The organism is Pseudomonas weihenstephanensis (genome assembly GCF_001043055.1).
Classification (GTDB): domain Bacteria; phylum Pseudomonadota; class Gammaproteobacteria; order Pseudomonadales; family Pseudomonadaceae; genus Aquipseudomonas; species Aquipseudomonas weihenstephanensis.
Map to the genome: position 1 here is coordinate 42902 of NZ_JYLF01000011.1, position 22908 is coordinate 65809.

At 63.8% G+C, this 22908-nt stretch carries 2 protein-coding genes; both read right to left on the reverse strand.

The window, feature by feature from the left end:
• Positions 1–11736: a non-ribosomal peptide synthase/polyketide synthase gene (locus TU86_RS20220; protein ID WP_048366094.1), complete on the reverse strand. Its 11736-nt coding sequence runs from the start codon at positions 11734–11736 to the stop codon at positions 1–3.
• Positions 11736–22793, reverse strand: coding sequence for a non-ribosomal peptide synthase/polyketide synthase (locus TU86_RS20225; RefSeq protein ID WP_048366095.1), 11058 nt, complete (start codon positions 22791–22793; stop codon positions 11736–11738). Before TU86_RS20225 ends, TU86_RS20220 begins: the two co-directional genes overlap by 1 nt.
• Positions 22794–22908: the final 115 nt, after the last annotated feature.

Below are 22908 nucleotides of genomic sequence, written 5' to 3' on the forward strand. Positions count from 1 at the left end.
TCACGCCCGCTCAGGCTGCCCCGCCAGCAAGTGCTCCAGCCGGGTCAGTAACGCGGCCTGGCGCAGCAGTTCGTAGTGTCCACCCGCCAAAACCGCATGACTGGCCCCGGCACCGATTTGTGTCGCATGCTCGCGGCGCTCCTCGTCACGTCCCGTCACCCACCAGTGGTGCGCCTGAACCCGGGTTGCAGGCAACGCAGCCTGCGCCAGCGCCAATTGCTTGAGGCGCGCACCCACTGCAAAGATGTGGCTCAGCTCCGCCGCCCCGAGCAGCCCATGCTCACCCAGCCCGCTGCGTGGTTCGGCCATCGCGGCACCAATCACCTGCTCGGCACTTGGCCCTTGCTCATCCAGCAACACGTTCGCCTCGGCCTCGGACACACCCAGCACAAAGCGCAAAAAGTCCTGCAAGTCTTCGCGCCCGTCACTGGCCTCAGCCGTTCCCGCCACGTAGGTATCGACCAAACCGGCAAATGCCACCTGCTGACCTTGCGCCTCAAGCGCTTGCGCCACCAGCAAGGCCAATGCCCCGCCCAACGACCAGCCAAGCAGGTGATACGGACCATTGGCCTGCTGCTGCCGAATACGTTCGGCATAAGCGAGTGCCATGCTGTGTAACGACGCGTCCTGCCACTGGGGGTCGAGCAACATGCGGCACTGCACTCCATAGACGCTGCGGCGCCCGTCCAATTTACGGGCCAATGGCTCGTAGTCGAACACGGTGCCGAAACCTGCGTGCAAGCAGAACAGCGGCGGTACGTCCTTGACCCGGCTGTTGAGCGCCAGCAACGGGTCCGGCGCCTGATCCGCAACCACGGGTTCAAACCCGCTGAGTTCGGCAATACACGGTTTTTGCATCAAGTCGCGCAGTTTCAAACTCAAACCCAGCTCAGGCTGATTGCGCACCCGCGAAATCACTTTGAGCACTTGCAGCGAATCGCCACCCAGCTCGAAGAAGTTGTCGTCGATGCCTACTGACGCCAGCCCCAGGACCTCTTGCCAGATCAACGCCAGCGCCTGTTCCAGCGCATTACGCGGCGCGCGGTACGTGCCCTGGGTCAGTTGCGGTTCGGGTAATGCGCGCCGGTCCAGTTTGCCGTTGGCCGACAGCGGGAAGCACGCCAACGGCACAATATGCGTCGGCACCATGTAATCCGGCAGTTGCGCTTGCAGTTGCTCCTTGATTTCACGCTCCAGTGTGGCGCGGGCGGCAGCCACCACGTAGCCCACCAATTGTTTGCCACTCGTGCCTTCGATCACCTTGACGGCCGCGTCTTGCACGCCGTCGCACTGACGCAGGCGCGCTTCGATTTCACCCAGTTCAATACGGAATCCGCGAATTTTTACCTGCTGGTCCAGTCGCCCCAGATAGTCGACCAAGCCGCACTCGCGCTGGCGTACCAAGTCGCCAGTGCGGTACATGCGCCCGCCCTTGGCCTCGAACGGGTCCGGCACAAAGCGTTCGGCGCTCAACCCCGGCTGACGGTGATAACCCCGCGCCAGACATTCGCCACCCAAGTACAGTTCACCGCTGACACCCACCGGCAACGGGTTCATGTCTGCGTCCAGCACATACACCCCGCGGCCGGCCACGCTGCGGCCAATCGGCGCGTACGCCGCCTCACAGCGCTCGCTCACCTCGGCCCGCCACAGCAGCGGCGTGACCACGGTTTCGGTCGGGCCATAGCCGTTGACCAGTCGTTGCGGGCGCAGCGCCTGTTTGACCCGTTCAAAACTGGCGTGCGGCACCGCATCACCGCCAAAGCAGTAGGTGTGAACGGGCGGTGGATTGCCCTGCGTCAACGCCACATCGGCCAGTTGTTGCAGGTACGCAGGCGGGAAGCACGCCACGCTCACGTTGTAGGCATGCAGCACCGCTAAGGTCTGCTCCGCAGTCCACAGCTGATCGTCGCGAATCACCAGGCTGCCACCGGCCAGCAACACACTGAGCCAACGCTCTTGCGCGCCGTCAAAGGAGAAGGACATAAAGTGCAATTCGCGGCTGCGGGGGGTCAGTTCATACCGCTCGATGATGCCCTGACAGTGCCGCGCGATCGGTTGCCGCGCCACGGCCACGCCCTTGGGCTGGCCAGTGGAGCCGGAGGTGTAAATCAGGTACGCCAGGTGCCCGCCCAACGATTCAACCGCGCGCGGCAACAGCGGCTGATCACTCAGTTGATCAAGCAGCAACCGCGGGGTGGCAGCCGTGAAGGCCACGCGTTCGTCCACATCGCTGTGGCACAGCAACAGGCTGGCCGCAGAGTCGGCCAGCATGAACGCCAGCCGCTCGGCCGGGTAGTCGAGGTCCAGCGGCAAATACGCAGCACCGGCCTTGAGCACCGCCACAAACGCCACAATCGTCTGTTCTGAACGCGGCAACGCCACGGCCACCAACGATTCCGGGCCAATGCCCCGCGCTTGCAGCTGCGCGGCCAAGGCGTCGGCCTGACGATCCAGTGCGGCATAGGTCAACTCACGACCGTCGCAGATCAAGGCCACCGCCTGAGGCTGACGCAGCACCTGAGCCATAAAGCCCTGCACCACGTCTTGCGTCAGCACAGGCGGCTGTGGCGTTTCAATCTGCGCCTGTGGCAGCCCAATGTTGCCGATCAGGCACTGCGCATCCAGCGGCAATTGCGCCAGCAAACCTTCGAACTGCGCGCGAATGTGTTCCACCTCAGGCGCGCTGAAGCGTTCGCGCAAGTACAGGTATTCCACCTCCAGGCCCTGATCGGTGGCGCTGACCATCAAGTCCATCGGGAAGTTGGTCACCCCGCCGCTGCCGACTTCGGCAAATTTCAGCTCGCCGTCTTGCTCACCGCGCAGGGCACGGTCCACCGGGTGGTTTTCAAACACGATAATGCTGTCGAACAGCCCTTGCCCGCCCTGTCCGGCCCAACGCTGAATATCCGCCAGAGGGGTGTGCTCAAAGTCACGGATCGACAGGTTGTAAGCCTGTAATTGACGCAACCAGTCACCCAGCGCTTGCTGCGGGTCAAGGGTCTGGATCACCGGCAAAGTGTTGATGAACAGGCCCAGCATGTCTTGCGCACCCGCCAACCCGGTCGGGCGCCCCGCCACCGTGGCACCAAACGCCACGCTGCGTTGCCCGGTATGGCGTTGCAACAACAGTAACCAGGCGGCTTGCACCACGGTGTTGAGCGTCACCCGCTGACGATTGGCAAAGGCATGCAAGCGGCGTGTCGCGTCGCTGTCCAGATAGGTGTAGAGCACGCCATGCCCGCGGCCGTCGGTGTTGGCCGCATTCGCCAGAATGGTCGGCGCTTGCACTGCAGCAAGCTGCTCGCGCCAGAAGCCTTCGGCCACACTGACGTCCTGCTGCGCCAGCCACTGGATGTAATCGGCATAACGCCCGCTCAGTTGCGGCAGGCTCTGATGAGCGTACAAACGCAGCATTTCGCCGAGCAAACGTGACGCGCTCCAGCCATCGAGCAGCAAGTGATGGTAAGTCCAGATCATCTGGTACCGGTGCTCCTCCAGGCGCACCAGCGTAAAGCGCATCAACGGTGGGCAGCTCAGATCAAACCCGCGCGCCTGGTCCTGCGCCGCCAAGGCCTGCAAAGCCGCGTCTGGCTCGGCATGTTCACGCCAGTCCAGTTCGACAATGGGCACGCGCACCTGCTGATACACCGCTTGCAGCGGGTCAGCCAGACCGTCGCGCCAAAGGAAAGCGGCGCGCAGCACCTCGTGACGCTCAAGCAGGGCCTCCCACGCCGCGCAAAAGCGTTCGACCTGCAACCCTTCGACCGCCACGCTGAGCTGGTTGACGTACAGGTTCAGCTCCGGCGATTCGATGCAGTGGAACAACATGCCCTGCTGCATCGGCGACAGCGGGTAAAGATCGTCCAGTGAGCTGCGATCAACCTGCACGGCTGCGCTCACTTGAGCAAAGGGCACGCTGTCGAGTACCTGCGCGACCTGTGGTGCGGCATCCACCGCCAGCCGCGCCAACGCACGAATGGTTTGGGCCTCGAACAGTTGTTTGGGAGTGAACGCCAGACCTTGCGCGCCCGCCCGGCTCACGGCCTGCAAAGAGATGATCGAATCGCCGCCCAACTCGAAGAAGTTTTCGGTGACGCCAATCGCCTCCAGCCCCAGCAATTCTTGCCAGATGTCCGCCAGCAGTGACTCTGCCGGTGTGCCCGGCAGCACCCGGTCCAGCACCTCACGGCTGGCGTGGGGCGCAGGCAGTGCCTGACGGTCAAGTTTGCCGTTGGGGGTCAATGGCAGCGCCGCCAGGCACATCATGTGCGCGGGCATCATGTGCGCCGGCAAACGGCTGCGCAGGTGTGCATTCAGCGCTTCGCGCAACGCGCCCTCATCGGCCAGCGGGTCACGCGCTACCACATAACCGACCAATTGACGGCTGACCGGCCCTTCACGGTCCACCACAAAGGCTTCGCGTACGCCCTCGTGTTCCAGCAGGCAGGCTTCGATTTCCCCCAGTTCAATGCGGAAACCGCGAATCTTCACTTGCTGGTCAATACGCCCCAGGTACTCGACCACGCCATCTTCGCGCAGCCGCGCCAGGTCGCCGCTGCGATACAGGCGTGCACCGGCCACGAACGGGTCCGGTACAAAGCGCTCAGCAGTCAGGTCAGGACGCTGATGATAACCGCGAGCAATGCCCTCGCCGCCCAAGTACAGCTCACCCGCCACGCCCACCGGCAGCGGTTGCAGATGACTGTCGAGCACATACGCACTGCGTTGCCCCACCGGGCGGCCGATCGGCAGGAACGCCGAATCAAATTGCGTGCCCGGATACGCGCACCAGATCAGCGGCGTGATGACGGTTTCGGTCGGGCCATAACCGTTGATGATGCGTGGCGGCTGCAACACCCGCTGCACTTCATCGAACGCGTGCTTGGGCATGCCCTCACCGCCCACGGTGTAGGAACGAATCGGCAACCGGCGCCCTGCTTCGCCGATGTAATCGGCCATTTGCAGCAGGTAGCTGGGGGTGAAACAGGCGATGGTTATGCCGTGGCGCTCGATCTCTTCGCAGGTGCGTTGAGCGCTCCAGACTTCATCGTCACGCGGCATCAGCGCCGAGCCGAACACCAGCGGCGTCAGCCAGCGCTCATGGGCACCGTCAAAACTGATAGAGGCAAATTGCAACTCGCGGTCCTGCGGGGTCATGCCGTACAGCTCGCCAATCGATTGGCAGTGCATGGCCAGCGGGCCGTGGGCCACACTGACGCCTTTGGGGCGACCGGTCGAACCCGAGGTGTAAATCAAGTAAGCGAGGTTGTGCGCGCAGGTCAGGTTAGGCAGGTTGGTGCCCGGCAAATGCGCGACGGTTTCGCGGTCCAGTTCCAGAACCGGCAGGCCGTCGATCCGGGGCAACTGATTGCCCAGCCATGACTGGCTCAACAACAGGGCAATGCCGCTGTCCTGCATCAAATAACTCAAGCGCTCAGCAGGGTACGCCGGGTCGAGCGGCACATAGGCCCCGCCCGCCTTGAGGATCGCCAGCAAGCCAATGATCATCTGTGGCGAACGCTCCACTGCCAGCCCCACCCGCACTTCAGGGCCAACCCCCAACTCGCGCAAGCGATGGGCCAAGCGATTGGCGCGCTGATTGAGGTCGGCATAGCTGAAGGTGGTGTCGGCAAAGATCAGTGCGGGCGCCTCGGGACGCATCGCCGCCTGCGTTTCAATCAACTGATGCACGCAATGCTCGGTCAGCGGCTGCGGCGCCGGGTTCCAGTCATGCAGCAGCTGTTGGCGCTCGGCGGCACTCAGTAAAGGCAAGTCACCGAGACGGGCTTGCGGCGCCGCGACCATAGCCTCCAGCAGACACGCCAGATGCTGGCTCATGCGCGCCACGGCTGTGGGGCTGAAGTGGCTGAGCAAATAGCTCCAGGTCAGGCTCAATTGCCCTTCGCTGACCGCCGCCAGTGTCAGCGGGTAGTTGGTGCGTTCATGGTTGTCGGGCAACGAGAAGCTCAGGCCATCCGGCGCGCCTTGTTGCAGGGCCTGGGCAATGGGGAAGTTTTCGAACACCAGCAGGCTGTCAAACAAGGGTTCGCCTGCGCGACCGGCCCAGCGCTGCACGTCGCTCAATGCGGTGAATTCATGCTCGCGCAGCTCAAGGTTGTGCGCCTGCAAACGCCCTAACCACTGCGCCACGCTTTCAGCGGCTTGTGGCTGGCTGATCACCGCCAAGGTATTGATAAACAGACCCAACTGCTGCTCGGCACCCGGCAAGTCCACCGGTCGCCCCGCCACCGTGGCGCCAAACGCCACCGTCTGTTGACCGCTGTAGCGCTGCAACAATACCGCCCACGCGCCTTGCACCAAGGTGTTGAGGGTGATGCTGTGCTGACGGGCAAACGCGGCAAAGGCCGCACTGCTCGGCGCGTCGAACACCTGCCGATGGTCGGCGTAGGCATCGGCGGGAGCCGTGGTGGCGTGCGCCACGCTCTGGGCGAGCAAGGTCGGGTGTTGCAAAACGAGCAGTTGCTCGCGCCAAAAGGCTTCGTCCGCCACCGCGTCCTGCCCCTGCAACCAGCCAATGTAATCGGCAAAACGGCCTTGATGGTTCGCCACCTCGACCCCGGCATAACGCTGCAACACCTCGCCCAGCAGCAGGGCATTGCTCCAGCCATCGAGCAACACGTGGTGATGGGTGTAAATCAGTTGCTGACGCTGCTCGTCGAGGCGCACCAACGCCAGACGCAACAACGGCGGTTGGGCCGGATCGAACGCCAAGCGTTCGCTGCGGGCCAGCAATTGCAGCTCCGCGTCCTGATCGTCACGGCCGCGCCAGTCGAGCACGGTGAGCGGCAGCTCCAGTGTGCGTTGCACCACTTGCACCGGTTCTGTGGCGCCCTGCGGCCAGTGGAACCCGCTGCGCAAAATCGGGTGCGCATCCAGTGTCGCTTGCCACGCCTGGCCCAATCGCGCCGCGTCCAGCCCTTTGGCTTCGACGCTGAGCTGGTTGACGTAAGCCCCGGCCTGCGGTTCGTAGAGGCTGTGAAACAACAACCCGCTCTGCATTGGCGACAACGGGTACAGGTCTTCGATCTGCCGCGCAGCCACCGGCAGTGCATCCAGTTGGCTTTGGCTCAGTGGCGCCAGCGGGAAGTCTGCCGGGGTCACACCGCCGTGTTGCGGGTTGACGCAGTGCGCCACCAGCGCCCGCAGGTTGGTTTCGATGGCCGCCGCCAATGCTTGAATATCAGCCTTGTCGAAGCACTCCTGACTGAAGCTCAGGTCCAGTTTCAGTTCACCGCCAAACACCTGACCGTCCACTGACAACCAGTTGGCCAGCGGCGAGTCCAGGCTCTGCGCCGCACCGCTGCTGTGGCGGGAGGGCACAAATAACGCATCGTCACTGAAGCTCTGGTCGAACTGGCCCAGATAGTTGAACGTGACCCTGGCGGTCGGCAACGCCGCAAGGCGGGCTTGCACCTCGGTCGGGCCATGGTAGCGCAACACACCAAAGCCCAGCCCTTTGCCGGGGATGTCACGCAGTTGCTGCTTGATGGCCTTGATCGAGGTCGCCAGATCGGCGGCCGGGGTCAATTTGACCGGGAACAGGCTGGTGAACCAGCCCACCGTGCGGGTCAGGTCAAGCGTGTCGAACAGGTCTTCGCGGCCGTGGCCTTCGAGTTGAATCAACGCTGTCGAATCACCGGTCCAGTCGCACAACGCGCGGGCCAATGCAGTCAGCAACACGTCATTGACCTGAGTCCGATACGCCGCGGGCGCCTGTTGCAACAGTTGACGGGTGTGTTCGCGGCTCAACCCCAGGCTGACCACCTGACGATGAAGCAGGGCCTGGCTGCCGCCGGGGCGGGCCTTGGGCAACTGCGCGCTGACACCCTGCAACTGGGCCTGCCACCACGCCGATTCAGCCAGCAGAGCGTCGCTGTTGGCGTAGGCGCTGAGTCGGGTGGCCCAGTCTTGCAGGGCACTGGTTTTTTCCGGCAGCGCCTGCCCGGCGTACGCCGCTTGCAGGTCTTCAAGCAGGACACGCCACGACACGCCATCGACCACCAAGTGATGAATCACCAACAGCAAGCGTTGGCCTGCGTCCTCGTGGTCGATCAACACCGCGCGCAACAGCGGGCCGTCATGCAGCGACAAGCTGCGCTGGGCTTCGTCACACAAGGCTTGCAATGCCTCATCGCTTTGCACCTGTGCGGTCCACAGCAAATCAGTGGCGGCCGCGCTGTCGAGCGGCACATAACGCGCCGTCCACTGCCCCTCGATTTCACGGAACTGCAAGCGCAGCGCATCGTGCTGGGCCAGCACCTGTTGCACAGCGGTTTGCAGGCGTAACAAGTCCAGCGGTTCGCGCACATCAAGCAACACCGACTGGTTCCAGTGCTGCGGCTGCACCCGCTGGTGTTCAAAGAACCCGTGCTGCACCGGGGTCAGGGGTTGCACGCCGAGCACCGGGCCTTGGGCAATGTGCGGCGCGGCCTGCTGGCTCACCACAGCAGCCAGCGCGTGCAAGGTCGGCTGTTGAAACAGATCCCGTGGTTTCAACCCCAAACCTGCACGGCGGGCGCGGCTGACCACTTGAATCGAGATGATCGAGTCACCGCCCAGCTCAAAGAAATTATCGTGACGCCCGACCTGCTCGACCCCCAGCACTTCTTGCCAGATGGCCGCCAATTGGCGTTCGTGCTCGCTGCGGGGTGCTTCAAACACGCGCTGGCTGACACTGACGTGCGGCGCTGGCAGCAACTTGCGTTCCAGCTTGCCGTTAGGGCTGAGCGGCATGCGCTCGATCAGCATCAGGTGCGTGGGCACCATGTAGTCCGGCAGGCTCTGCAACAGGTGCGCCTTGAGCGCTTCGCGCCACGGCGCTTGCGCCTCTGGGCGACTGAGCACCGCGGCATCGGCGGGCACCAGATACGCCACCAACTGGTTATCAAGCGCCAGTACCACGGCGTCCTGCACCTGCGGGTGTTCTTGCAGGCGCGCTTCGATTTCGCCCAGCTCGATGCGCAACCCGCGAATTTTCACCTGATGGTCGATGCGCCCGCAGTATTCAATGGCGCCATCGGCGCGGTAGCGGGCCAGATCACCGGTGCGATAGAGACGCTCGCCGGTGCCAAACGGGTCGACCACAAAGCGTTCAGCGGTCAACCCCGGACGTGCGTGATACCCCCGCGCCAGCCCGGCGCCAGCCAGGTACAACTCGCCAATCGCGCCGTTCGGCAACGCCAACAGTTCAGGGCTGAGGATGTAAGTGCGCAGGTTGGCAATCGGGCGCCCGATAGGCACGCTGTCGCGGCCCTCTTCGACGCACGTCCAGTGAGTGACGTCGATGGCCGCCTCGGTCGGGCCGTACAGGTTGTATAACGACGCTTGCGGCAGGCTGCGCAACGTCTGGCGCTGCAACTCGACCGCCAGCGCCTCGCCACTGCACACGATGCGTTGTAACGAGGTGCACTGCGCGGCTTCCTCGGCGCCGATAAAGGCCTGAAGCATCGAGGGCACGAAGTGCAGCGTGGTGATCGCCTGCTCGACGATCAACGCCGCCAGCTGTTGCGGGTCGCGGTGCGCGCCCGGTGCCGCCACCACCAGGGTGGCGCCGTGCATCAGCGGCCAGAAAAACTCCCACACCGACACGTCAAAACTGAAAGGGGTTTTTTGCAGCACCCGATCGGTCGCGCTCAGTGCATAGGCCTGTTGCATCCACGCCAGACGGTTGTACAACGCGCCATGACTGTTGCCCGCACCTTTAGGGCGGCCCGTGGAACCCGAGGTGTAAATCACGTATGCCAGGTTCTGCGCGCTGGCCAGGTTAGGCACATCCTCGTTGGCGTACTCGGCCAGCCAGTCGGCGCTGGCTTGCAGGCAGAGCACGGGCAAGCCTTCAGGCAACGGCAAGTCAGCCTGCACATGGGCCTGGGTCAGCAACAGGCTGATACCGCTGTCTTCAAACAGGTAGGCCAGACGCTCGGCCGGGTATTCGGGGTCTAACGGCACATAAGCGCCACCGGCCTTGAGAATCGCCAGCAGCCCGATGACCAATTCCAGCGAGCGTTCGCACGCCACGCCCACGCGAACTTCCGGGCCAACACCCTGCTCACGCAAGCAGCGGGCCAGACGGTTGGCCCGCTGGTTCAACTCGGCATAACTCAGGCGTTGCCCGGCAAACACCAGCGCGCAGGCCTGGGGCGTTGCCGCCGCTTGCGCCTCGATGTGCAGGTGCACGCATTCCGGGCCCGGATAGGGATGTGCGGTGGCATTGAGCTGGTAAAGCGTGGCTTGAACCTCGGAGGCCGACAGCATCGGCAATGCGCCAATTGCGCAGTTCGGGTCGGCCACAATGGCCGCCAGCAGGTTGCGCCAATGCGCCGCCATCTGCTCGATACGCGCGGCGTCAAACAGGTCGGTGGCGTAGGTCAGGCTGGCCATCAGGCGCTCGCCTTCCTCATGGGTGTCCAGTTGCAGGTCAAACTGGGTGGTGCGGCTCTGCCACTCCACACTGTCGATCTGCAAACCGGCCAACATTGCACTCAGCGCGCCGGGACGGCTTTGCTGGTGATTGAACATGACCTGGAACAACGGGCTGTGACTCAGGCTGCGCTCGCCTTGCAGCGCCTGCACCAGCCGCTCGAAGGGCAGGTCCTGATAGCCTTGCGCGTCCAGCGAACGGTCGCGGGTTTGCTCCAGCAGGCGGGTAAACGGCAGGTGCCCGTCAAGCTCGGCACGCAGCACTTGCGTGTTCACGAAAAAGCCGATCAGGCCACGGCTCTCAGCCCGATTGCGGTTGGCCACAGGGACGCCGATACGCAGATCGTTCTGACCGCTGTAGCGGTGCAACAAGGTCTGAAAACTGGCCAGCAACAGCATGAACGGGGTCACGCCGCGCTGTCGGGCCAGCACCATCAGGTTTTTGGCCAATACCGGCTCAAGGGTGAAGTCCAGGCGCGCACCCTGCTGCGTGGGTTGCGCAGGGCGCGGGCGATCACCCGGCAGTTCCAGCACCGGCTGCTCGTCACCCAGTTGCCCGCGCCACCAGTCCAGTTGGCGCTCCAGCTCACCGGCCTCCATCCAGCGCCGCTGCCACAGTGCGTAGTCGGCGTATTGAATGGGCAGCTCGGGCAGCGTCAGGGTTTTGCCTTGCACATGGGCCGCATACAGCTGCGAGAATTCGTCAACCAACACCCCCATCGACCAACCATCGGCCACGATGTGGTGCAGGGTCAGCACCAGCACGTAGTCGTCGGTGTCCAGTTGCAGCAGGCTGACCCGCAGCAGCGGGCCGTTTTGCAGGTCGAACGGCTGGGCGATGTCGTGTTCAAGCAAAGCCAATGCACGTGGCATGCGTTCGGCCGTGGCCAGATCGCGCAGGTCATGGCGCGTCAACTGCATACCTGTAGGCGCGAGCGGGCTACTGCATTGAACCTGGCCGTCGTGCTCGACAAAAACGCTGCGCAAGCTGTGATGGCGCCTGAGCAACGCGTCGAAGCTGTGTTGCAAGGCGTCGATATTCAACCCGCCCCGCAGGCGCAGGGCCGCCGGGATGTGGTACGCGGCGCCCTCAGGGTCTAACTGCCAAAGGAACCATTGGCGTTGCTGTGCATACGACAGTTCGCACAGACCATCGGCAGGGGCCGTGGCCGGGATCGGCAACTGGCCGAAGCTGACGCCCTGCGCCTGCATTTTTTGCAGGAACTCACGGCGCTGTTCAGGCGCCAGGCTGGCAAAACGGTTGGCAATGCGCCACGCGGTCGAGTGTTCCATCAGTTGATCTCCATCTCGTCGAGCAGCGATTCGAGCGCGCTCAGACGACCATCGTTATCCGCAGGCGTTTGTGCCTGTGCCACCGCGGCATAGGCTTGCAGGTCGGCGGCCTCGAACAGCGCGCGCAGCGCCAGCTCGATGCCCAATTCAAGTTCAACCCGGGCGCTGGCCTGGGCCGCGAGCAACGAGTGCCCGCCCAATTCAAAGAAGTTGTCGTGGCGCCCGACGCGCTCCACGTTCAGCACGCTGGCCCAGATTGCCGCGAGCTGTTGCTCCAGCTCGCCGACCGGTGCGCTGTAGGGACGCTGCCAGTCTTCGACGTCGGGCGGTGGCAAGGCCTTGCGATCGAGCTTGCCGTTGCCGGTCAATGGCAGGGCGTCAAGCAGCCGCCAATGGGTCGGCACCATGTAGTCCGGCAAGTCGACCTTAAGCGCCTCACGCAAATGTTCACGCCACGCCAGTGGGTCGGCGGGCGCTTGATCGGCCACCACATAGGCACACAACTGCGGCCCGTGAGTGCCTGGATGCACGCTCAGTACCGCTTGCGCCACGCCAACCTGCTGTTTGAGGCAGGCTTCGATCTCACCCAGCTCGATACGGAAACCACGGATTTTCACCTGCTGGTCGATACGGCCCAGATAGTCGATATTGCCGTCCGCCCGCTGGCGTGCCAGGTCGCCGCTGCGATACAGGCGTTCGCCCGGCGCAAACGGGCTGGGTACAAAACGCTCCGCTGTCAGCCCCGTGCGGCCGTGATACCCCCGTGCCAACCCCGCCCCGGCGATATACAGCTCGCCCGCGCAGCCCGCTGCAACCGGCTGCAACTGGCTGTCGAGCAAATACCAGCTCAGGTCGCTGAGCGGGCGGCCAATCGGGCTTTGCACCTTGGCGTCCAGGTCCGCCGGGCTCAGCGCACGGAACGTCACGTGAACCGTGGTTTCGGTGATGCCGTACATGTTCACCAGCGTGGTGCTTTGATCACCGAAGCGCTCGTACCACGGGCGCAGGCTCGACACGTCCAGCGCCTCACCCCCGAAGATCACCCACCGCAGTGCCAGTGGTAGTGTGCTCTGGCAGGCAATGGGCAGTAATTGACGGAACGCCGTCGGCGTCTGGTTGAGCACCGTGACGCCTTCGTCACACAACAATTGATGGAACGCCTGCGGCTCGCGGCTGATGAAATACGGCACGATCACCAGGCGACCGCCGGTGCACAGGGCACCAAACAGTTCCCAGACCGAGAAGTCGAACGCGTAGGAATGGAACAGCGTCCACACGTCCTGCGCGCCGAAGCCAAACGGCTGCTGCGTGGCACTCAGCAAGCGGGTGACGTTGGCATGGCTGAGCAGCGCGCCCTTGGGTCGCCCGGTGGAGCCGGAGGTGTAGATCACGTACGCCAGAGTGTCCGGCAGGGTCTGGTTGGCCAGGTTGTCAGCACTGAACGCGTCCAGCGCCAGATGCTCCAGGCACAGCGTCTGCACCCCAACGCGGGGCGGCAAATGCTCCAGCAGGTGCTCCTGGGTCAGCAGCAAGGCAATGCCGCTGTCTTCGATCATGAAGCTCAAGCGTTCGGCCGGGTATTGCGGGTCCAGCGGCACATAGGCACCCCCGGCCTTGAGAATCGCCAACACGCCGACCACCAGCGGTATCGCCCGCTCGGTGGCAATGCCCACGCGCACTTCCGGGCCAACGCCCAGCTCGCGCAGTTTGCGCGCCAGCCGATTGGACCGGGCGTTAAGGTCGGCATAGCTGAGCCCCTCGTCACCCCACCGCAGCGCCACGGCGTGCGGCTGCGCGGCGGCTTGCGCTTCGAACAGCTGGTGCAAGGCCGCAGCCACCGGCTGGCGCTGAACGTTCGGGTTCCATTGCTCAATCAGCGCTTGCTGCTCGCACGGCTCCAGCAGCTCAAGTGCGGCAATCCGTTGTTGCGGCTCACGCACCACGGCGCGCAGCAGGTTGAGCCAGTGCCCGCCCAGCTGCGTCATGGTGGCGGCGTCATACACGTCGCTGGCGTAGGTCAGGCTGGCGTGTAACTGCTCGCCCTGCTCTTCGGTGTCCAGCGCCAGATCAAACTGGGCCGTGTGTTGCTGCCAGTCCATGCGCTCGACACTCAGCCCCGGCAGGCTGCGCTCGACACTTTCGCCGAGCTGGCGCTGATGGTTGAACAGCACCTGAAACAGCGGGCTGTGGCTCAGGCTGCGTTCCGGTTGCAGCGCTTCGACCAGCTGCTCGAACGGCAGCTCCTGATGCGCTTGTGCCCACAGGGCGGCTTTTTTGACCTGTTGCAGCAGGCTGGCGAAAGTCTGCTGGCCGTCGATCTCGGCGCGCAGCACCTGAGTGTTGATAAAGAAGCCGATCAAGCCTTCGGTTTCGAGACGGCTACGCCCCGCGTTTGGCACCCCGACGTTGATTGTCGATTGGCCGCTGTAGCGATGCAGCACGGTCTGGTAACTGGCCAGCAGCAGCATGAACAGGGTCACGCTCTGTTGCTGGGCCAACTGGCGCAGACCGGCGGCCAATTCGGGTTCAATCAACAGTTCAAGGCGCGCGCCGCGTTCGCTACGAATCGCCGGACGGGTCAATTCGCTAGGCAGCTCAAGCGGCGCAGGGTGCGTGCCCAGGTGGGCTTTCCAGGCGCTCAGTTGGCGCTCGCCCTCACCCGCCTGCAACCAGTCGCGTTGCCAGGCGGCGTAATCGCCATAGTGAATGTTCAACGTTGGCAGCTGCGGGGCTTGCCCCTGAACATGGGCCAGGTACAAGGCGCAGAACTCATCCACCATGACCTGCATCGACCAGCCATCGGCAGCAATGTGGTGCACGGTCAGCACCAGCACATGCTCCTCGGCTGCGACGTTGAGCAATAGCACCCGCAACAACGGACCATTGCGCAGGTCGAACGGTTGACGCATTTCCTGGGCCACCAGCGTTTCAATTTCAGCGGCGCCAGGCGCTGACACTGCCAGTTCGCGCACTGCCAGTGGCAGGCTGGCGTGCAGCACGCCGCGCGCCTGTTCACCGTCCTGGGTGAACGTGGTGCGCAAGGTGGCATGACGCGTTTGCAGGTCGCTGAAGCTGCGCAGCAGGGCTTCGCGGTTCAACACACCCTTGAGGCGCAAGGCTGCCGGGAGGTTGTAGGCGGCGCTGTCAGGGTCCAGTTGCCAGAGAATCCACTGCCGTTGCTGGGCAAACGACAGCACGCCCGCTTGCCCTGCTGGCAGTGCACGCAGCAGCGGTTGGCTGACGCTTTGTGGTTGCGCCGCGCAGCGGGCAGCGAAGTCACTGAGCACGCTGTATTCAAACAGGCTGCTGAGGGGCAGTTCGATGCTCAATTGCTGACGCACGCGCGACACCACCTGCGCCACCAGCAGCGAATGCCCGCCCAGTTCAAAGAAGTTATCGTCCCGGCCCACGGCGTCCAGTTTGAGCACGTCTTGCCAGATCGAGGCCATGAGCGTCTCAATCCCGGCCCGGGGTTGCACCACTTCACGCTGCCAGTCGGCGGCTTGCGCCTGCGGCAGCGCCTTGCGGTCGACCTTGCCATTGGCATTGAGCGGCAACTGATCGAGGTGCAGCCACTGCAACGGCACCATGTAGTCCGGCAGTTGCGCCTTGAGTCCGGCTTTGAGGTGTTCACGCAGGGTGTTCCAGTGCGGCGCGTCATCGTCGGCCACGACAAAGGCCACCAATGCCTTGCCGATCGGGCCTTCCTGCACCACCACGGCGGCTTCGCGCACGCCCTCGAGGTCACGCAGGCGCGATTCGATTTCACCCAGTTCAATGCGAAAACCGCGCACTTTGACTTGCTGGTCGATGCGGCCCACGTACTCTAACTGGCCATCCGCACGGCGCCGCGCCAAGTCACCGGTGCGGTACAGACGCTCACCCGGCTGCTGCGCGTAAGGGTTGGGCAAAAACACACTGGCGCTGCGCAACGGGTCGCCAAAATAGCCGCGCCCCACGCCCGTGCCCGCGACGTACAACTCACCCACCACCCCGGTCGGCACCGGTTGCAAACCGCCGTCGAGCACGTACAAACGGTTGTTGTCAGTGGCCAGGCCAATCGGCAGGTAGGCCCCCTCGGCTGACGCTGCGTCCACCCGGAACAGCGCCACGTCATCGGAGCATTCAGCCGGGCCGTAGGCGTTGACCAGCCCGATGCGCGGGTAACGCTGCAACCAGCGGCGTGCCAGTTCAGGCGGCATGGCTTCGCCGGTCGGCAGCATCCAGCGCAACGGCGCCAGGCTGCCTTGTGGTTCGTCGAGCAGGCTGTGGATCAGCGACGGTACGCTTTCCAGCACGCTGATACCTCGCGCCGCCACGTGCGCCAGCAGCGCGGCCGGGTCGTGGGCGATGGCGTTGGGCACGATGTCGACCTGCGCGCCAAACAACGGCGCGGCGAGAAATTGCCAAACTGAAATATCGAAACTCTGGGACGCGGTCTGTGCAATCACGTCGGCACTGCCCAGATCCAGATACGGTTTTTTGCTCAGCTGGTTATTCAGCATGCCCGCCTGCTCCACCATCACCCCTTTGGGCGTGCCGGTGGAACCCGAGGTGAAGATCACGTAAGCAAGGTTGTTGGGCGCGGTGTAGATGCCCGGCTGTGCGCTGGAGAAACGCGCGCCTTGCACCTCCTCCCAGACCCGTAATTGCGGGCGTTGCGCCGGGGCTAACTGCGCCAGTATCTGATGCGCCTGTTCGCGGCAGGCGGCACTGGCCACCAGCAGCGGTACTTGCCCCAAGTGCAGCAAGTCGAGCAAGCGCCGCGCGGGCAGTTGCGGGTCGAGCGGCAAGTAAGCCGCGCCTGCCTTGAAGCTGCCGAGCATCATGCCCAGCAGCTCAAGGCTGCGCTCTGCCAGCAGCGCCACCGGCTGATCAACACGCACACCGGCCTCAATCAGGGCATGGCCGAGGCGGTTGGCGCGGGTGTCCAGATCGCGATAGGTCCAGCGCTGATCCAGGCAGGTCGCAACCACCTGTTGCGGGTGCGCCGCACATTGCGCTTCAAACAGGCGCACATAGCCGTGCGCCAACGGGTAATCGCGCGCGGTTTGATTGCCGGCCTGTAACACGTGCTCGCGTTCACCGGCGTCCACCACCGGCAAGTCGGCAAACAACCCATCGGCATGTTCGCCAATGGCCAGCAGCAACCGCTTGAAGTCAGCCAGCAAGCGCTCGGCGGTGGCGTCGTCGAAGAAGCGCTTGTCGTATGACAGGTGCAGGCCCAGCGCATCGCCGGGGTACACCACCACGGTCATCGGGTAGTTGGTGTGGGTACGGGCGCTGTCGGACTTGGCGCTGATTTGCTCCGCGCCGCTGACCACGGCACTCTCGACCGGTGCATTTTCATAGACAAACAGGCTGTCGAAAATCGACTGACCTTTGTCCAGCGCGCTGCACGCCTGAATCTGCAACAACGGCAAATGTTCATGCTCACGCAACGCCAGGTTGTGCTCGAACAAGCCTTGCAGCCACTCACGCACGCTGACCTGCTGGCCCGCACGCGGCAGACGCATGCGCAGCGGGATGCTGTTGATGAACAGGCCCACGGTGTCCTGCATTTCGGGGCGGTTGATCGGTCGCCCCGCCACGGTCACGCCGAACAGCACTTCATCCAGCCCGCTGTAGCGCTGCAACACCAGTGCCCAGGCAGCTTGGGTCAAGGTGTTGACGGTCAATTGATAACGTTGCGCCAGCTCACGCAAGGCACGCCCTTGACAGACCTCGAGGTCGGCATACACGTCGCCGATCTGCGAGAAACCACCCTGACGGCGCAAAGCCCGATCGAACGGCAGCGGTGTGGGTTGCTCGAACCCCGCCAATTCCTGCGTCCATGCTTGAAGGGCTTCGCGCTCGCCCTGCTCTTGCAGCCATTGAATAAAATCGCGGTATCGCGCCGCAGGCGGCAGGCTGCGCTGGCCGCTGTAGAGCGCGAAGAAATCTTGCAGCAGCAGCGAACGGCACCAGGCGTCAATCAGGATGTGGTGGTTGCTGAGGATGAACCAGTAATGACCGGCGCGGCGGCGAATCAGACGCAGGTTGAAGGGCGGCGTGTTGAGCAGGTCGAATCCTTCGGCGCGGTCCTGGGCCAACAGCGCTTGCAGCGCGGTTTCGTGCTCGGCTTCGGGGCGCCCGGTCCAGTCGTGGACTTGAACCTTGGGCGCGGCATCGCGGTGAATGATTTGCAGCATCTGCCCGTCATCGTCCAGGCTGAAGGACGCGCGCAAGGCATCGTGACGCTGGGCCACGGCGTGCCAGGCCGCCGTGAAGCGCGGCAGGTCGATGTCACTGTCAATGATGTAGCGGTCTTGCATGAAGTAGATGCCCGAACCCGGCTCAAGCAAGGTGTGCACCAGCAAACCCTGTTGCATCGGCGACAACGGGTAGATGTCTTCAATGGCGCTGGCAGGCACTTTGAGGCTGTCCAGCTGCTGCTGGGTGAGACGCGCCAGCGGGAAGTCGGAGGGGGTCATGCCGCCCGTTTCATGGGTCACGCAATGCTCGATCAGCGCACACAGCTCCTGCTGGTAGTCCTCAACCAGCGCTTCAAGGGTGTGCGCGTCGAACATCTCGCGGCTGTAGGTCCATTGCAGGTTCAACTCGCCGCCGTACACCTGGCCCTCGATGCTCAGCCAGTTGGCCAACGGTGCGTCTTGGTCTTGAGCCTGGCCCGCGCTTTCGGCAGCCGGGACAAACAGGGCCTGTTCATCAAACTGGCGGTCGAACTGCCCCAAGTAGTTGAACGTGATGCGCGGGGTAGGCAGCGCCGCCAGTTGCGCCCCCGCCGCCTCGCCTGCCAGATAACGCAACAGGCCGTAACCGACGCCTTTGTCCGGCACGCTGCGCAGTTGCTCCTTGATGGCTTTGATCGACTCGCCCAGCCCGGCCGCGGGGGTGAGTTGCACCGGGAACAGGCTGGTGAACCAGCCCACCGTGCGCGACAGGTCCACGTCAGCAAACAGCTCTTCGCGGCCATGACCTTCGAGCTGAATCAGGCTGCTGGCGTGACCGCTCCAGCGGCAGATCACCCGTGCCAATGCCGTCAGTAACAGGTCGTTGACCTGAGTGCGGTACGTGGCCGGGGCCACTTGCAGCAACTGACGGGTGCGTTCAGCGTCCAGGGTCAGCTCGACCTTTTGTGCGTGTCGCGTGCGCAGCCCCGCCTCGAGGTGATCGCGGGGCAGTTCGTGGGGCGCAGCCGCCAACTGGGCTTGCCACAGCGCCAGCTCCGGTAGTCGTGCATGCGCCTCCTCGGCAAGCCGCGCGGTCCAGGCCTGATAGGCGCTGGTCTTGGGCTGAGGCGCGTGGGACGGCTGGGCATAAAACTGCTGCAAGTCTTCAAGCAATACCCGCCATGAAACACCGTCTACCGCCAAGTGGTGGATCACCAGCAGCAGGCGTTGCGTGTGGTCGGGCATGTCAACCAGCAGCGCACGCAACAATGGCCCCTGTTGCAGATCGAGGCTGCGCTGGGCGTGCTCGCACAAGGCGTTGAGTTCATCGGTGCCAGCCGCCGCTTTGTGCCACAGCAGGCTGTCGGCTGACAGGTCGGCATAGGCTTGCTGCCAACGGCCATCGTGCTGCTCGAAACGCAGGCGCAGAGCATCGTGATGGCGCAACAGTTGGCGCAACGCCTGTTCCAGCGGCGCCGCCTCTAGCGGTTGGCGCGGCTGCAACAGCAACGCCTGGTTCCAGTGATGAGGGGCGGGCATCGCCTGCTCGAAAAACCATTGCTGCACCGGGGCCAACGCCACGGCACCGTGGGCGATGCCTTGGTCAATGGCGGTGTGCGTGCTCAGTTCGGCGACCCGCGCCAGGCTGCGAATGGTCTGGTGCTGGAACAGGTCACGCGGGCTGAAGGCGATACCGGCCTGACGCGCGCGGCTGACCACTTGAATCGAGATGATCGAATCGCCGCCAAGCGCGAAAAAGTTGTCGTCAACGCCAAGGGGCGAGACACCCAGCACCGTCTGCCAAATGTCGGCCAGTCGTTGCTCCAGTTCAGTGGCGGGCGCGGTGTAATCCTGCTGCGCAGACGACAGGTCGGGGCGCGGCAGAGCGCGGCGCTCCAGTTTGCCATTGGGCGAGAGTGGCAGTTGCTCCAGGCTGATCCAGTGGCCGGGCACCATGTATTCGGGCAATCCGCGCAGCAGATGCGCCGCCAGCGCGGCCTGCCAGTCCCCTGCCGTGGCCGGGTCTTGGAGCACCACGTAAGCCACCAGCTGCTTGCCATCGAGCACCAGCGCCACGGCTTCGCGCACCGCCGCGTGCTCAGCCAGACGCGCTTCGATTTCGCCCATTTCGATCCGCAGGCCGCGCAGCTTGACCTGATGGTCGAGGCGGCCCAGGTACTCAATCACCCCGTCCACCCGCTGGCGCACAAGGTCGCCGGTGCGGTACAGGCGTTCGCCCTGATTGAACGGGCATGGCACAAAACGCTCGGCGGTCAGACCCGGGCGGCGATGATAATTGCGTGCCAGACCGGCACCGCCCAGGTACAGCTCGCCCGCCACCCCCAGTGCCACGGGGGACAGGTCAGCATCCAGCACCAGCGTGCGCAGGTTGGCGATGGGCAGGCCAATCGGCACACTGGCGGCGCCTTCATCGACACAGGTCCAGTGGGTCACGTCGATGGCGGCTTCGGTCGGGCCGTACAGGTTGTACAGCTCGGTGCCCGGCAGTTTGGCGAACACCTGTTGTTGCGCGTCGACCGCCAGCGCCTCACCGCTGCACACGATGCGGCGCAGGCTGGTGCAGTGCTCAACCCCGGTCTCGTGGATAAAGGCTTGCAGCATCGACGGCACGAAATGCACGGTGCTGACCTGATGCTGGCGCAGGGTCTCAATCAGGCGCAGCGGCTCGCGATGCTCGCCCGGTTGCGCCACTACCAGCCGCGCGCCGGTGAGCAACGGCCAAAAGAATTCCCACACCGACACGTCAAAACTGAACGGGGTTTTTTGCAGCACCGTGTCGTGCTCGTTCAAACCGTAGGCTTGCTGCATCCAGCATAGGCGGTTAACCAGTGCGGCATGGGTGTTGCCCGCGCCCTTGGGGCGACCGGTAGAACCTGAGGTGTAAATCACGTAGGCCAGGTGCCGGGCATCCTGCGCCAGGTTCAGGTTGCTGTCGTCATCGTCTTGCAGCGTCTCGACAGCCTGATCGAGAGCGATGACCTGAATACCCGCCACCGGCAAGTGGGTCAGCAGCGCTTGCTGCGTCAGCAACAACCCGATGCCGCTGTCCTCAATCATGTAACTCAGGCGTTCCTGCGGGTACTCCGGGTCCAACGGCACATACGCACCGCCGGCCTTGAGGATGGCCAGCAGGCCGACCACCATCTCGACCGAACGCTCAAGTGCAATGCCGACCAGCACATCCGGCCCCACCCCCTGTTCGCGCAAGCGGCGCGCCAACTGGTTGGCCCGCGCATTGAGTTGCGCATAGGTGAGGGACTGATTGCCAAACACCAGGGCGGTGGCCTGCGGTGTGCGCAGCACTTGCGCTTCAATCAACGGGTGCAGGCACACATGGACGGGGTACACGGCGCCCGTGTTGTTCCAGTCGCGTACCTGGGTGTGCAGCTCGCTGGCATCCAGCATCGCCAGCTCGCCAATCCGGCAGTCGGCGTTGTCGACCAGGGCCCGCAGCAGATTGCCCCAGTGCCGCGCCATACGGCTGACGGTCGAGGCGTCGAACAGATCGTTGGCATAGGTCAGCGCAGCATTGAGGCGCCCGCCTTTTTCCCAGGTATCGAGGCTCAGGTCGAACTGCGTGGTGCGCCCTTCCCACTCGATCACGCCCAGCGCCAACCCCGAGGCGGTGCTGACTGTTTCTATGTCGGCCACCTGCGGCTGGTGGTTGTACATCACTTGAAACAGCGGGTTATGGCTCAGGTTGCGTTCCAGCTTGAAGGCTTCAACCAACTGCTCGAACGGCAACTCCTGGTGCGCCTGTGCGCCGAGCGCGGTTTCCTTCACGGCGGCCAGCAAATCCGTCACGCGGGTTTGCGCATTCAGCTCGCTGCGCAGCACCTGCGTGTTCACAAAAAAGCCGATCAGCCCTTCGACTTCGCGGCGGTTGCGGTTGGCAATGGGCACGCCAACCCGCACGTCGGTCTGGCCGCTGTAGCGATGCAGCAAGATGTTGAACGCCGCCAGCAGCAACATGAACAACGTGACATTGTGCCGTTGTGCCAGCGCGCGCAGTTGCTCGACCAGCGCCGGATCGACCGCAAACTCATGGCGCGTGCCGCGGTAGCTGGGCATGGCCGGGCGCGGGTAATCGGTGGGCAATGCAATGACCGGGTGCTCGTCCCCGAGCTTGGCCTGCCAGTATTCGAGCTGGCGCGCCTGCTCCCCGGCTTCCAGCCAGCGGCGCTGCCACAATGCATAGTCACTGTATTGAATGGGCAGGTCGGGGAGCTGAGGCTGCTGGCCGCGCTCAAAGGCGTCGTAGCCCTGAATGAACTCGTCAATCAGCACGTTCATGGACCAGCCATCAGACACGATGTGATGCAGGGTCAGCAGCAGGACGTGCTCGTCATCGCCCAGCTTGATCAGCTTGATGCGCAACAGCGGGCCACTGGCCAGATCGAAGGGCAATAGTGATTGGCGCTGTGCCTCGCGAGCGATCGCCTGCTCACGCTCAAGGGCGGGCAATAGGGTGAAATCCATGTGTTCAACCACCAGCGGCTGACTCAGGGCCGCCTGCTCAAGGCTGTCATCTGCCTGTTGGTGAAACACCGTGCGCAGGGTCTCGTGACGCTGCACCACATGGGCGAAGGCCTGCTCCAGGGCCGCGATATTCAGGGCTCCGGTGAGGCGCACAGCACCTGGCAGGTTATAGGCACCGCTGTGCGGATCAAGCTGCCACAAAAACCACATGCGCCGCTGCGCATAAGACAGTGCATGGCGGTCGTCCTGCGCCACGTCTGCCGGAATCGGGAACTGCGAAAAGTCGATCCCTTCTGCGCGCAAGCCGTCGAGAAATAACCGGCGCTTTTCCAGCGGTAACTCGATGAACCGGCGGGCAAGTTTGAGGGACTTCTCAGCATTCATCTGGCTTCTTCCGTACGTATTGGCTATCGAGCGTTGGCTCGGCTATCACTACGGAACGGATGAACAGCGCGAAAAATTAACGCGCTGAGCCCGTGCACCAGCGGTCTTAAATTGA